At 43.6% G+C, this 13,414-nt stretch carries 14 protein-coding genes; 5 read left to right on the top strand and 9 right to left on the bottom strand.

Translation table 11 applies throughout. The annotated features are described in order from the left end of the window. Positions 1-8: 8 nt before the first annotated feature. The 3 genes from WDV74_RS14005 to WDV74_RS14015 all read right to left on the bottom strand — a co-directional run bounded on the left by WDV74_RS14005 (position 9) and on the right by WDV74_RS14015 (position 2,357). Positions 9-908: an IS982 family transposase gene (locus WDV74_RS14005; RefSeq protein ID WP_338882223.1), complete on the bottom strand. Its 900-nt coding sequence runs from the start codon at positions 906-908 to the stop codon at positions 9-11. Between the two features lie 154 nt (positions 909-1,062). Beyond that, positions 1,063-1,851 carry a sulfite exporter TauE/SafE family protein gene (locus WDV74_RS14010; RefSeq protein WP_338885618.1) on the bottom strand — a complete coding sequence of 263 codons (789 nt, stop codon included), beginning with the start codon at positions 1,849-1,851 and terminating at the stop codon, positions 1,063-1,065. 266 nt (positions 1,852-2,117) lie between these two features. Beyond that, the gene (locus tag WDV74_RS14015; protein ID WP_338883405.1) at positions 2,118-2,357 is read right to left on the bottom strand and encodes a helix-turn-helix transcriptional regulator; all 240 of its coding nucleotides are present in this window, start codon (positions 2,355-2,357) and stop codon (positions 2,118-2,120) included. Between the two features lie 149 nt (positions 2,358-2,506). On the opposite strand from WDV74_RS14015, the gene WDV74_RS14020 reads away from it, so the two are divergent. Beyond that, positions 2,507-2,719, top strand: coding sequence for a helix-turn-helix transcriptional regulator (locus tag WDV74_RS14020; protein ID WP_338883407.1), 213 nt, complete (start codon positions 2,507-2,509; stop codon positions 2,717-2,719). Positions 2,720-2,758: 39 nt separating this feature from the next. Here WDV74_RS14020 and sugE read toward each other — a convergent pair whose 3' ends face one another. After that, complete coding sequence (sugE, locus tag WDV74_RS14025) at positions 2,759-3,073, bottom strand: quaternary ammonium compound efflux SMR transporter SugE (RefSeq protein WP_338883409.1); 315 nt, start codon at positions 3,071-3,073, stop codon at positions 2,759-2,761. A 202-nt stretch (positions 3,074-3,275) separates the two neighbouring features. Continuing rightward, complete coding sequence (gene efp / locus WDV74_RS14030; RefSeq protein ID WP_189758276.1) at positions 3,276-3,842, bottom strand: elongation factor P; 567 nt, start codon at positions 3,840-3,842, stop codon at positions 3,276-3,278. 40 nt (positions 3,843-3,882) lie between these two features. On the opposite strand from efp, the gene epmB reads away from it, so the two are divergent. Next, a complete protein-coding gene (epmB, locus tag WDV74_RS14035; protein ID WP_338883411.1) occupies positions 3,883-4,911 on the top strand; it encodes an EF-P beta-lysylation protein EpmB in 1,029 nt (342 codons plus the stop codon). A gap of 170 nt (positions 4,912-5,081) precedes the next feature. Here the strand turns inward: epmB and WDV74_RS14040 are convergent, their stop codons facing one another. From WDV74_RS14040 to WDV74_RS14055, 4 genes are all read right to left on the bottom strand, one after another. Next, entirely contained in the window at positions 5,082-5,423 is a 342-nt protein-coding gene (locus WDV74_RS14040; protein WP_338883413.1) for a DUF4156 domain-containing protein, read from the bottom strand. Positions 5,424-5,532: 109 nt separating this feature from the next. Next, on the bottom strand, positions 5,533-7,179 hold the full coding sequence (gene groL, locus WDV74_RS14045) for a chaperonin GroEL (RefSeq protein ID WP_338883414.1): 1,647 nt from the start codon (positions 7,177-7,179) through the stop codon (positions 5,533-5,535). A gap of 58 nt (positions 7,180-7,237) precedes the next feature. Further along, a complete protein-coding gene (locus WDV74_RS14050) occupies positions 7,238-7,531 on the bottom strand; it encodes a co-chaperone GroES (protein ID WP_074020370.1) in 294 nt (97 codons plus the stop codon). Positions 7,532-7,706: 175 nt separating this feature from the next. Further along, positions 7,707-8,234: an FxsA family protein gene (locus WDV74_RS14055; protein WP_338883415.1), complete on the bottom strand. Its 528-nt coding sequence runs from the start codon at positions 8,232-8,234 to the stop codon at positions 7,707-7,709. 379 nt (positions 8,235-8,613) lie between these two features. On the opposite strand from WDV74_RS14055, the gene aspA reads away from it, so the two are divergent. The 3 genes from aspA to WDV74_RS14070 all read left to right on the top strand — a co-directional run bounded on the left by aspA (position 8,614) and on the right by WDV74_RS14070 (position 13,400). Next, the gene (gene aspA / locus WDV74_RS14060) at positions 8,614-10,038 is read left to right on the top strand and encodes an aspartate ammonia-lyase (RefSeq protein ID WP_338883416.1); all 1,425 of its coding nucleotides are present in this window, start codon (positions 8,614-8,616) and stop codon (positions 10,036-10,038) included. Positions 10,039-10,178: 140 nt separating this feature from the next. Further along, positions 10,179-11,480: an anaerobic C4-dicarboxylate transporter gene (locus WDV74_RS14065; protein WP_338803762.1), complete on the top strand. Its 1,302-nt coding sequence runs from the start codon at positions 10,179-10,181 to the stop codon at positions 11,478-11,480. A gap of 147 nt (positions 11,481-11,627) precedes the next feature. Then, on the top strand, positions 11,628-13,400 hold the full coding sequence (locus WDV74_RS14070) for a protein-disulfide reductase DsbD (protein ID WP_338883417.1): 1,773 nt from the start codon (positions 11,628-11,630) through the stop codon (positions 13,398-13,400). Positions 13,401-13,414: the final 14 nt, after the last annotated feature.

Genomic DNA, 13,414 nt, shown 5'->3' on the forward strand with positions numbered 1-13,414 from the left:
GCTCAACTTTAGCTCCCTATAACATGGGCTTGTTGAAGCCAGTCGCGTTGACTTTTACCTTGTTTAAAATTGGCAAAAATACCCAGTGTATGAGAAAGCAGTTTTCTGGCTATTCGATTACTCAAATGCCACAAATCCCGTGCCCAGCACTTCTCGATAGCAAATTGCCCAGCGAGTTGACCAATGACGGTTTCAATTAAGCGCCGTTTGGCATTAATGCGCTTTCTTGTTTCTCTGGGGACTGGGTCATCCATATTGGCACGCACCGGGGCTATCATTTCAATACCCGACTGCTTCATTTCCTCTTGAAATTCAAAACCTAAATAACCTTTATCGCCGAGCAAACAGCCTTTTATTGGGCTAGTCAAGTCCCAGACCGCTTCACGCTCACTGACATTGGCGGGCGTCAATGTGAATCCCGTTACTACGCCAATTTCATCTATCATGAGATGCCCTTTAAAGCCGTAGTAAGTTTCGTTTTTGGCGGCGCAGTACCCATAATCAGCTTGTCCTTTAAAGCTGGCACTGCCTTTCGCTCTTTTGAATCCACAGATGGGCAACGGAAATCCGTCGACAATATGTACCGGCCTATCGAACGCACCCAATAACCTCGCCAGCTTTTCTTGCAGCTTTTGTTTAACAGCCCAAAGATTCGCAACCTGTTTAGCAAAATTGGCGCGTGAACCCAGTCCCGGAAACCACTCGCACCAGTGATCACGAAAGTACGTCCAAATTCCTTTATCCGTTGAAAAGCCTAAGAATTCACCCACCACTTCCATCGTGATGGCTTCCGCATCGCTCAGCTTAGGTGGGTATCCCCGGCTTCTGAATCGAGAGCTTTGCTGTAACGCCGTTAAATTATCGTCTACCCAACAAAACACCCAAATGATAAAATCTTGCTGTGACATAGCCTTTGTTCCTTTATTTCTCTCAGTTTGGCGACTTAAAGTTATAAAGGAGCGGCTATGTCATTTCAACTCACCATAAAAGTCGAGCATCGCGTTAATTTACTCTTTTACTATTGAGGTTATCTCTCTGCCTCAATAGTCAAAAGAATTTCTATTAAACTAACCGAATGCCCATCAACACAGCACTACATAAGATCAGGAATAATGTGGCATATTGTAGTACTTTATCAGACACATGCTTGATCAAATAATTGGCGAAAGGGATAGCCAGCAAAGAACCAACAAACAATACCAACGCCAGTTTCCAGTCTGTATGCCCTCCATAGGCATAAGCGAAAGCAGATGAGCCGGATAACATCATCGTAATAAACAGGGAAACACCAACCGCTTGTTTAATACTCATTTGCCCATAGCGTAATAATAGTGGCAATACCACTATGCCACCACCCACTCCTGTTGCCCCAAGTACTAATCCAGCTCCCGTACCGGGTAACAAGAAAGGCTTAATCAACCTAGGTTGTAATTGTGGTTGTGTTTGGCTCATGTGTAATTGTGGCTGGTGTATTCGACGGTAAAAAAGATAAAGGGAAAATAAGATAGCCAATAAAACCAGTAAATTAATTCCCCATTCAAATTGTACCCGATTATGGCTTAAATGACTCAACATCGTGACGCCATAACTGGCGAATACCGTACTGGGTATCATGATCAGTAGAATAATCAAAGATTGGCGTAAGGGAATATTTCCCATGCGAAAATGTATATAAGAAGATGATATTTTCATCAACATTGAAAGAAGATTAGCCGTCGCAACAGAAGACAATGCATCTAATCCAAAAAAATAGGTCAAGATTGGTAAAACTATCACTCCACCACCAACACCGGTAGTAGTGATAATCACGCCAACAATCGCCCCAATCACAAGTTCAAGGATTAATAACATCATCTCGTTCCCAGCTGATATCTAATCAAAAATCATTTTCTTACCAAATTTCAGCAAGCACTGCACATAATATGACAAAAACAAATATCATATTCAAAAATAGAATATAACTTTCAGTCTAGTACTCAAGCCAAACGATAAGGGAACATGATTCTTTCAAGTCGCAGCTTTATTGGCTGCAACTTTGCAATTGAAAGTAAAGAAAATGAAGAGATGGGAGGATTAGTTGCTAAAATTTAACCCGCATTATCTTTTGATAATGAGATTTAGTGAGGAGGATATATTGTCCCAAAATCGAACAATTCACTGAGTTCAATCTGTAATCCATTTGCTATCACATAAATAATTTCCAAGGTGGGGTTCCTGACACCACGTTCAATGCCACTGACATAAGTACGATCCAGTCCACACTTATCGGCAAAAGCCTCTTGTGACATCCCAGCTTCTATCCTGAGATACCTAATTCTTTGACCAAAAAGGGATCTGATGTTGTTCGATTTTTTCATCCGATAAGTATCGATTCATGTTACTTATCCGACCACGGACTATAAGTCACGTTTCAGCTAGAGTTATGCTATGATGTGTGACTTATAGTCTACTGAATACTCATTTACTTTTTAATTAAAAAGATAATTGATAACTGGAGAGCTTAAGGATGGAAAAAAAAGACTGGCATTCTGCTGACATCATCGCTGAATTGAAAAAACGCGGAACAACACTATCGGAAGTATCACGATCAGCAGGGCTGGCATCATCAACTCTTGCCAATGCATTGCAACGACACTGGCCAAAAGGCGAACGCCTTATTGCGACAGCACTTGGACGAACACCAGAAGAAATATGGCCTTCGCGTTATGAAAAGAAATAATCATAAGCCCAGCACAGTGCTGGGTTTATTCATAAGCAATCAACCCGCCAACTTTAAGCCAATAATCCCAATCACAATCAGGCCAAGGCTCAATATCCGAACTAAATTCGCAGATTCCCCCAGCACCATGATGCCGAAAACCGCCGTACCCACCGCACCGATACCTGTCCACACTGCATAGGCAGTTCCTGCCGGTAGATTTTTCATGGCATAAGCCAGTAACCCCATACTAACCACCATCGCGCTGATCGTAATTAAACTCGGCACCCAGCGTGAAAAACCGTGGGTATATTTTAGGCCTATCGCCCACACGACTTCCAACAAACCAGCAATAAGAAGGATCAACCAAGACATGTCTTTCCCTTTATATAAGGATAAGTGGGGCCGTCCCCGATGAGATGACGTTTATCCAGGTCGTCCAGGATAACGATAAGAAATGAAATTGGATTATAGCTACCCGATTTAATAGCTGCAATGAGACTAACCAAGAAGGGATGATAAAAAACCGCAACCTCTGGACGAAGAGGCTGCGATTTTTTTAGAATAGCAAACGCGGTTATTTCACGCGAGAAACGTATTCGCCAGAACGAGTGTCAACTTTGATCACTTCGCCGATCTGGACAAACAGAGGAACTTTAACGACAGCGCCGGTACTCAAGGTTGCAGGTTTACCACCAGTACCAGCAGTATCACCTTTCAGACCTGGATCAGTATCAACGATTTCCAGTTCAACAAAGTTTGGTGGAGTTACAGCGATAGGACGGCCATCCCACAGAGTCAGAATACATTCTGCCTGATCGATCAGCCACTTGGCATTATCACCAACGGCTTTCTCATCCGCAGCCAACTGCTCGAAAGTTTCGTTGTTCATGAAATGCCAAAATTCACCGTCGTTGTATAAATAAGTCAGGTTGACATCCATGACATCTGCACTTTCAGCAGAATCTGTTGATTTAAAAGTTTTTTCCAACAGTTTACCAGAGATCAGTTTGCGAATACGAACGCGGGCAAATGCCTGTCCTTTACCTGGTTTAACAAATTCACTGTCAAGAATAGCGCACGGCTCGCCATCTAACATGATTTTAAGACCTGAACGGAATTCATTGGTACTATAAGTAGCCATGGAGATCCTCTAATTTTTAACAAAATGGCTTAGCCAAAAAATGGCACACATTATAACCCATATTCACCCTGTCAGAGAAGCCTGGCTACAACAACTCGCGGATGTTATTACTGATCCCAATGAGTTGTTACAACTGTTATCCTTAAACACACATACGAAACTGCAAGAAGGCAATGAAGCAAAGCGCTTATTTCCTCTGCGTGTGCCAAGAGCATTTGTAACACGAATGAAAAAGGGTGATCCCCGTGATCCTCTTCTATTACAAGTCCTGACCTCACGGGAAGAGTTTGCTATATCCCCTGGTTTCACCCCTGATCCATTGGATGAACAACGCAGTGTTGTTCCAGGTCTATTGCATAAATATCACAATCGAGCCTTGCTATTGGTCAAAGGGGGTTGCGCGGTTAATTGTCGCTATTGTTTTCGCCGCCATTTCCCTTATGAGGATAATAAAGGCAATAAAAACAATTGGCTGCTTGCTCTGGATTATATTGAACAACACCCTGAGCTTGACGAAATTATCTTCTCTGGGGGCGATCCATTAATGGCTAAGGATCATGAACTGGACTGGTTGATCAGCCGTCTTGAATCTATCCCACACATTAAGCGGTTACGTATCCATACACGTTTACCGGTTGTGATCCCTGATCGTATCACGCTTTCATTGTGTAATCGTCTTGCACAAACTCGTTTGCAGGTCATCATGGTAACCCATATCAACCATGCGAATGAAATTGATAATGCGTTACGCACAAGTATGATTCGACTAAAACAAGCTGGAGTGACACTGCTGAATCAAAGTGTGATGTTACGTGATGTCAATAATAATGCAGAGACTTTGGCTGATTTAAGTAATGCACTCTTTGACGCAGGCATATTACCTTACTACATTCACGTTCTGGATAAAGTTCAAGGTGCCGCACATTTTCTCGTGGACGATGAAGAGGCAAAAGCTGTCATGCGAGAATTATTAACTAAAGTATCCGGTTATCTGGTTCCAAGCCTGACCAGAGAAATTGGTGGAGAACCAAGCAAAACCCCACTGGATTTAGGGCTAGCACAAAACTAGTGATAATTCCTATGCCAATCGATAACAGATGAGTTTAATTCCATCATTATTGAGTTCTTCTGAATGGGCAGCGCACAAAAACTGAATATATTCGCGACTCTTAATGTTGCGAAACATTCTTTCTGAGCCTTGCCCAAACCACTTTCTCACTAGGCACATCTATTTAATATCTAAGGGCATTTATAGGCCTGACCAACCATTTTGCTATCAAGGGGGACAAAACTAGACAATAACCCCTCTGATGGACTATTTATATCATAAATAACGTTGCCGCCCATTTCAGCCACTTTATTACGCAAGTCATTGGCTGCACTACGCATAGAACTACTTTCATTGCTAACACCATTGAGCCAGTTGCTTTGGGTACCACTAACTTCACCTAATCGCTGGCATTCACTACCTGGTTGAGTGTCCACAAAACGCACATTAGCGCCAGCAGAGGTTAATTGATGAGCTGTTGTACACCCTGCCAACAGTAATACTGACGCACTAAATAAAATCTTAATTCGCATAACTTCCCTCATTGATTATAGGAACAATAAAAAGGCGAGCAAGTTTTCCCTGCTCGCCTTTAAGGGCTTTCCTAACAGATGGACAATGCCATCATCAGGATGAACAGCATCACATCATGCCGCCCATTCCACCCATACCGCCCATACCGCCAGCTGCACCTAAGTCAGCTTTGTCATCTTTAGGCAGTTCAGTCACCATTGCTTCGGTAGTGATCATCAAACCAGCAATAGAAGCTGCGAATTGCAGTGCAGAACGGGTTACTTTAGTTGGATCCAGGATACCCATTTCGATCATATCACCGTACTGTTCAGTTGCAGCGTTATAACCGTAGTTGTCTTTACCTGCTTTCACGTTGTTTACAACAACAGAAGGCTCTTCACCTGCGTTGTCTACGATCTGACGCATTGGTGCTTCCATCGCACGCAGTGCAACGCGAATACCAACGTTCTGATCTTCGTTGTCACCAGTCAGGTTAGAGATTGTGCTAGCAACACGAACCAGAGCAACACCACCACCAGCAACAACACCTTCTTCTACAGCCGCACGAGTTGCGTGCAGTGCATCGTCAACGCGAGCGCGTTTTTCTTTCATTTCAACTTCAGTTGCTGCACCTACTTTGATTACAGCAACACCGCCTGCCAATTTAGCAACACGCTCTTGCAGTTTTTCACGGTCATAATCAGAAGTAGATTCTTCGATCTGCTGGCGGATCTGAGTAACACGTCCAGCAATTGCGCTTTCTTCACCGACACCATCAATGATAGTTGTAGTGTCTTTGTTAATAACAACACGTTTTGCCTGGCCCAGATCTTCCAGAGTCGCTTTTTCCAGCTCCAGACCAATCTCTTCGGAGATAACAGTACCGTTAGTCAGGATAGCGATATCTTGCAGCATGGCTTTACGGCGATCACCGAAGCCAGGTGCTTTAACCGCAGCAACTTTCACGATACCACGCATGTTATTCACAACCAGAGTTGCCAGTGCTTCGCCTTCAACATCTTCAGCAATAATCATCAAAGGCTTGCTTGCTTTAGCGACGCCTTCCAGAACTGGCAGCAATTCACGGATGTTGGAGATTTTTTTGTCAACCAGCAGGATGTATGGGTTTTCCAGTTCAACAGAACCCGCTTCTGGTTTGTTGATGAAATAAGGAGACAGGTAACCACGGTCGAACTGCATACCTTCAACAACATCCAGTTCGTCTTCCAAGCCAGTACCTTCTTCAACGGTGATTACACCTTCTTTACCAACTTTATCCATCGCTTCTGCGATCAGTTTACCTACGGTTTCGTCGGAGTTTGCAGAGATAGTACCAACCTGTGCAATAGCAGTGGAATCAGAGCAAGGTACGGACAGTTTTTTCAGCTCCTCAACAGCGGAAACAACTGCTTTATCAATACCGCGTTTCAGATCCATTGGGTTCATGCCAGCAGCAACAGCTTTCAGACCTTCGGTGACGATAGCTTGAGCCAATACGGTTGCTGTGGTGGTACCATCACCTGCCGCATCATTAGCTTTAGAAGCGACTTCTTTAACCATCTGAGCACCCATGTTCTCGAATTTATCTTCCAATTCGATTTCACGTGCTACAGATACACCGTCTTTAGTGATGACAGGCGCACCGAAAGATTTATCCAAAACTACATTACGGCCTTTAGGGCCCAGGGTCACTTTAACTGCATCAGCCAGTACATTCACACCGCGTAGCATTTTGCTGCGAGCATCATTACCAAATTTTACGTCTTTAGCTGCCATTGTGTCTTTCCTTTAAATTCGTTCAATCAAGAAGATCTAAGCGTAATAAGATTCTCAATTACGCTTCAACAATTGCCAGAATGTCGCTTTCAGACATGATCAATACTTCTTCATTATCGATCTTTTCTGTTTTAACGCCGTAACCTTCATTAAAAATAACGGTATCACCTACTTTTACGTCCAGCGCCTTCACTTCCCCATTTTCGAGAATGCGACCATTGCCGACTGCCAAAACTTTCCCACGGGTAGATTTGCCCGCAGCAGAGCCCGTCAAAACAATACCGCCAGCGGATTTTGATTCAACTTCTGTACGCTTGATAATAACGCGGTCATGTAATGGACGAATTTTCATTGATAGATCTCCTATAAATAAAGTCCATATCAGGTAAGAGGATTGATACCAGAACCCAACAGAACCGGTATCACGAAGCTACAAATTGGGGCTTGAGATCATGACTTCAAGGGTGGGTAACAAAAAAATTTTACTTTTTTCTTACTCTCTGAAATCTCAACCAATGTAACGGCAATCATTTCTTATTGCGCTCACTGTCAGATTCACCATAATTTTTTTGGTCATCCGATATACGAGAAGCGTCATCTTGCCTGCGCTCATATTCTCCCTCAAAAGTCTGCCCGTTCTGCCCATAACCGCCACGATGATTACCATAATTACCGGAACCATAAAAAGTATTCGGGCGGTAAACCTTAATATGAGGCAATAGCTTCGCTGTCAGAAGTTTCTGTACGGGAGACAATAGCAACAGTAACCCAAGAAAATCGGTGAAGAAACCGGGCAATATCAGCAAGAATCCAGCGATGACCAGAGATACACTTTTAACAGCTTCTTCCGCAGGACTCTCACCGGCTGCGAGTTTTTGCTGCATAGAGAGGAAATTCTTAATACCTTGATTACGCACAAGGGATACACCAAGACAAGACGTCAGGATAACCAATAACAGAGTCAACAAGACTCCAACTTCGGAGGCAATCCGAACAAACAGGACAGACTCGATGTAAACCAGAAGGCATATAAGGATAAGCGGGAGCCAACGCACGTGGTTCTCCTTTCATTATTATTGAGGGTTCACACTATTCGATCATTCACACTCTGTGTGACACCTAATATCGGGTTAGATCACATAATATGGTGTTAGATAATCTATGTGGGGATAATCGTGGCTGTTTTCAACACTTCAAACCCTCAACTTTTTCCTCCCGTAATCGTGACCTTAGTCACACATATGTTATTTCATCAATAAAATAGCACTATAAAGTGATCCAGGTTCAAGGCATTTCTTACAAATCCACATATGATCGCGCCAGCAATTTCATGATAAGTGTTTAATATCAGGGAAATTGTTGGCGGCAACATTATTTTTCAACAAACACGTAATAGAACAGTCAAAAAACGTATCCAATTTTAAGAAGGTTCTCATGTCAAACAACATTCGTATCGAAGAAGACCTGTTAGGTAAACGAGAAGTTCCTGCTGAAGCCTACTACGGTATTCACACTCTACGTGCGATTGAAAACTTTTATATCAGTGACCGTACCATCAACAATGTGCCTGAGTTCATCCGGGGCATGGTGATGGTGAAGAAAGCTGCGGCACTGGCAAATAAAGAACTCCATACTATTTCTGGAAAAGTGGCAGATATTATCGTCAAAGCGTGTGATGAAGTTCTCATTAAAGGCAAATGTATGGATCAATTCCCTGTTGATGTCTTTCAGGGCGGCGCCGGTACTTCACTAAACATGAACACGAATGAGGTGCTGGCAAATATTGGCCTGGAGTTGATGGGACATCAAAAAGGTGAATATGAGTACCTGAACCCAAATGATCACCTAAACAGAAGCCAGTCAACCAATGATGCTTACCCTACCGGTTTCCGAATTGCTGTTTATAACGCCCTGATGCACTTAATTGATTCCATTGAGTTGCTGAAAGAGGGTTTTGACAAAAAAGGCGTTGAATTCGATGACATCCTGAAAATGGGCCGTACCCAGTTGCAAGACGCGGTTCCCATGACTCTGGGCCAAGAATTCCGTGCTTTTTCTGTACTGTTGAAAGAAGAGATCAAAAACATCACTCGCACGGCAGAGCTGCTGCTAGAAGTAAACCTTGGCGCGACTGCTATCGGTACTGGCTTGAATACTGCACCAGGTTACCAAAAGCTGGTCGTTGAAAAATTGGCCGAGGTTACAGGATTGCCTTGCCAACCAGCAGAAGATTTGATAGAAGCCACCTCTGACTGTGGCGCTTACGTCATGGTTCACAGTGCGTTGAAGCGTCTGGCTGTTAAGATGTCCAAGATTTGCAACGACTTGCGTCTGCTCTCTTCCGGCCCTCGTGCTGGCCTGAATGAAATTAACCTGCCAGAATTGCAGGCGGGTTCTTCTATCATGCCAGCGAAAGTTAACCCTGTGGTGCCAGAAGTTGTTAACCAAGTTTGCTTCAAAGTCATCGGTAATGATACCTGTGTCACTATGGCAGCAGAAGCAGGCCAGTTACAGCTTAACGTCATGGAACCGGCGATTGGTCAGGCTATGTTTGAATCTATGTCTATCCTGAACAACGCCTGCCGTAATTTGGTGGAAAAATGCGTCAATGGCATTACTGCCAATAGAGATGTTTGCGAAAACTTCGTATTCAACTCCATCGGGATCGTGACTTATCTGAACCCCTTTATTGGTCACCACAATGGCGATATCGTGGGTAAGATCTGTGCTGAAACAGGCAAAAGTGTCCGTGAAGTTGTGCTTGAGCGCGGTTTACTGACCGAAGCTGAATTAGATGATATTTTCTCCGTTGAGAACCTAAAACATCCAACTTATAAAGCAAAACGTTTTGATGACTAATTAAATGATTATAATAACGAGTTCGTCTTAATTATTAAGGCACGCTATTCCAACCGGAAGCGTGCCTTTTTAATTTTCTGCAAACACAAACTATTAACCATAGATTTTCATAATACTAAATAAATGAAGGAGTATTTAACATGTTAGCCGTAGAATTGGTTATTGTTCTGCTGGCCATTTTTTTGGGGGCACGATTAGGGGGAATAGGTATTGGTTTTGCTGGTGGGATTGGTGTTCTCGTCCTTGCCGCCATCGGTGTTAAACCAGGCAGTATTCCATTTGACGTAATTTCAATTATCATGGCCGTCATTGCTGCGATATCAGCCATGCAAGTGGCGGGGGGACTAGATTATCTTGTTCAGCAAACTGAAAAATTACTGCGCAAGAATCCCAAATACATCACAGTTCTTGCACCTATCGTCACTTATTTTCTGACACTATTTGCAGGCACGGGTAACATCTCACTGGCAACATTACCTGTTATTACAGAAGTTGCCAAAGAGCAAGGCATAAAACCATGCCGTCCACTCTCTACTGCCGTTGTCGCTGCCCAGATCGGGATCACTGCTTCACCTATTTCTGCGGCGGTTGTTTATATGGCATCGATTATGGAAGGGCAAGGCATCAGCTATATCCACCTGTTAATGGTATTACTGCCTTCAACATTTTGTGCCATCATCCTTATGTCATTCATTATTTCATGGCTGTTTGATGCAAAATTGTCGAATGATCCTGTTTACCAAAAACGCCTTGAAGATGGCTTGATAGAAATGCGTGGCGCCAGCCAGATTCAAATCAAACCCAAAGCAAAATGCTCTGTTCTGTTGTTCCTGCTCGGTGTTGTCGGTGTTGTCATTTATGCGATTATTAATAGCCCAAGTGTCGGCCTGGTTGCAAAACCGCTAATGAACACCACCAATGCGATTTTGATCATCATGCTCAGTGTCGCTACGCTCACCACCATTATTTGCTCCGTCGATACTGATGCCATCCTGAACTCAAGCACTTTCAAAGCAGGTATGAGCGCATGTATTTGTATCTTAGGAGTTGCATGGTTAGGCGATACATTTGTTCAAGCGAACATAGACTGGATCAAAGAAACCGCGGGTAGTTTGATTCATGCCCAACCCTGGTTACTGGCAGTCATCTTCTTCTTCTGTTCAGCATTACTCTATTCACAAGCAGCAACAGCTAAGGCATTAATGCCAATGGCTCTGGCTCTGAATGTCACGCCATTAACGGCGATCGCTTCTTTCTCCGCAGTGTCTGGTTTGTTTATCCTGCCAACTTATCCGACACTGGTTGCAGCCGTACAGATGGATGATACCGGAACCACCCGTATCGGACGTTTTGTCTTCAACCATCCATTCTTTATTCCGGGTACTCTTGCCGTTGTATTAGCCGTCACATTCGGTTTTCTGTTTGGTGGTATTATCCTGTAGCTTCACAATTTCGATTATTTGGCATTATTATTTCAGGGGCGTGCCAGCCCCTGAAATCTTCCTGACACATCTTTTCCTGTAAAAAACTCTGCATTGTCTTAATATTAGGAATCAAACCCACGATACAGGCAGGCTAAAGACTATCTTATGATGAAACGTATTCTTATGTTGCTTCTACTGTTCAGCAGTATCGCTCTGTCGCCTAACAACGCTAGCGCACTGTTTGAACAACCAGGGAAAAGCCTCTACCTTCCTGCTGATCAGGCATTCATGTTCGATTTTCAGCAACAAGGAAATAAACTCACTCTGAACTGGGATATTCAACCTGGTTATTACCTTTATCGAAAACAGTTCAATATCATTCCCAATCAAGAAGTATCATTGGGTGAAATTTCATACGCCAAAGGCGTCGATCATGAAGATGAGTTTTTTGGTAAGACAGAAGTCTATTTTCAATCGGCACGGATTGATATTCCCATTCTGTCTGCCACCAACAACGGCTCTCTCCAGATTACATACCAAGGATGTGCAGAAGCAGGTTATTGTTATCCGCCTGAAACCTTAAGCGTACCATTGCAAGCCGTTGCTGCTTCTCTATCAGGCAATAAAACCGCGCCCCCCACCAACATAACGACAAATAAAGAAGACTCCTTACAAGCACCTCTGCAACAGGGAGATATACCATCCGAGTCCCACGATGTGCCATTTTCGCCACTCTGGGCGTTATTAATTGGTATTGGTATTGCTTTTACTCCCTGCATACTGCCCATGTATCCGCTGATTTCCAGCATTATTTTGGGCCAAAAACGTCCTGAAAGCCTGAAACGGATTTTTTGGCTTGCCATGAGTTACGTTCAGGGAATGGCGCTCACTTACACAATACTTGGCTTAATCGTCGCGGCGGCTGGCTTGCAATTTCAGGCTGCCCTGCAAAATCCTTACATCCTCGTAGGGCTGTCAGTGCTGTTTATTTTGCTCGCCTTATCAATGTTTGGGCTATATACATTACAACTTCCTTCTTCGCTCCAAACTCGCCTCGTGGATTGGAGCAACCAACAACAAAGTGGCTCTTACATTGGCGTATTCGTGATGGGAGCTTTAGCCGGTTTAATCGCCTCTCCCTGCACTACCGCACCACTCAGTGCTATTTTGCTTTATATCGCCCAAAGCGGTAATACATTAGTCGGCGGCTTAACGTTGTACCTCTACGCATTGGGAATGGGCTTACCGCTTATCGCCGTCACACTATTTGGTCACAAACTCCTGCCACGCAGCGGCCCATGGATGCAATACGTTAAGGAAGCCTTCGGATTTATCATATTGGCTCTGCCAGTTTTCTTGCTGGAACGTGTACTGGGTGACACATGGGGCATAAGATTGTGGAGCCTATTGGCTGTTTCTTTCCTTGGTTGGGCATTCGCATTAACTTTAAACAGCAAAAACGGTTGGATACGAACCTTACAAGTTATCTTACTTGCTTTGGCACTCATTGCTTCACGTCCTTTACAAGATTGGGTATGGGGAAACCCTGTGGCAGAACAACAAAAAGTTACTTTGCAGTTTCAACAAGTCTCTGATTGGCAAGAGTTAAGTCAAATTTTGGCGGAAAATCATCATCGACCGATTATGTTGGATCTCTATGCTGACTGGTGTGTCGCCTGCAAGGAGTTTGAAAAATATACTTTCAGTGATCCAAAAGTACAGGCACAATTAAGCCAATTCCTCTTGTTACAGGCAAATGTCACGGATAACACCCCAAAACAAAAAGAACTGTTGCAAAAACTGCAAGTGCTGGGACTCCCCACTATCTTATTTTTCGATAAGGGAACAGAGCTAACCGATGAGCGAATCAATGGATTCATAGATGCTCAGCGTTTTAATCAGCATGTACAGCAATTACAACATCGACAACCAAAATAATCTGGAAGGAGAGC

The sequence above is a fragment of the Xenorhabdus sp. TH1 genome (genome assembly GCF_037260955.1).
In the GTDB taxonomy this organism is placed as follows: Bacteria; Pseudomonadota; Gammaproteobacteria; order Enterobacterales; family Enterobacteriaceae; genus Xenorhabdus; species Xenorhabdus griffiniae.

Bases quoted from the DNA above. Each gene is read 5' to 3' on its own strand.
- WDV74_RS14005 (WP_338882223.1), bottom strand. From the start codon at position 908: ATGTCACAGCAAGATTTTATCATTTGGGTGTTTTGTTGGGTAGACGAT.
- WDV74_RS14010 (WP_338885618.1), bottom strand. From the start codon at position 1,851: ATGTTATTAATCCTTGAACTTGTGATTGGGGCGATTGTTGGCGTGATT.
- WDV74_RS14015 (WP_338883405.1), bottom strand. From the start codon at position 2,357: ATGAAAAAATCGAACAACATCAGATCCCTTTTTGGTCAAAGAATTAGG.
- WDV74_RS14020 (WP_338883407.1), top strand. From the start codon at position 2,507: ATGGAAAAAAAAGACTGGCATTCTGCTGACATCATCGCTGAATTGAAA.
- sugE (WP_338883409.1), bottom strand. From the start codon at position 3,073: ATGTCTTGGTTGATCCTTCTTATTGCTGGTTTGTTGGAAGTCGTGTGG.
- efp (WP_189758276.1), bottom strand. From the start codon at position 3,842: ATGGCTACTTATAGTACCAATGAATTCCGTTCAGGTCTTAAAATCATG.
- epmB (WP_338883411.1), top strand. From the start codon at position 3,883: ATGGCACACATTATAACCCATATTCACCCTGTCAGAGAAGCCTGGCTA.
- WDV74_RS14040 (WP_338883413.1), bottom strand. From the start codon at position 5,423: ATGCGAATTAAGATTTTATTTAGTGCGTCAGTATTACTGTTGGCAGGG.
- groL (WP_338883414.1), bottom strand. From the start codon at position 7,179: ATGGCAGCTAAAGACGTAAAATTTGGTAATGATGCTCGCAGCAAAATG.
- WDV74_RS14050 (WP_074020370.1), bottom strand. From the start codon at position 7,531: ATGAAAATTCGTCCATTACATGACCGCGTTATTATCAAGCGTACAGAA.
- aspA (WP_338883416.1), top strand. From the start codon at position 8,614: ATGTCAAACAACATTCGTATCGAAGAAGACCTGTTAGGTAAACGAGAA.
- WDV74_RS14065 (WP_338803762.1), top strand. From the start codon at position 10,179: ATGTTAGCCGTAGAATTGGTTATTGTTCTGCTGGCCATTTTTTTGGGG.
- WDV74_RS14070 (WP_338883417.1), top strand. From the start codon at position 11,628: ATGATGAAACGTATTCTTATGTTGCTTCTACTGTTCAGCAGTATCGCT.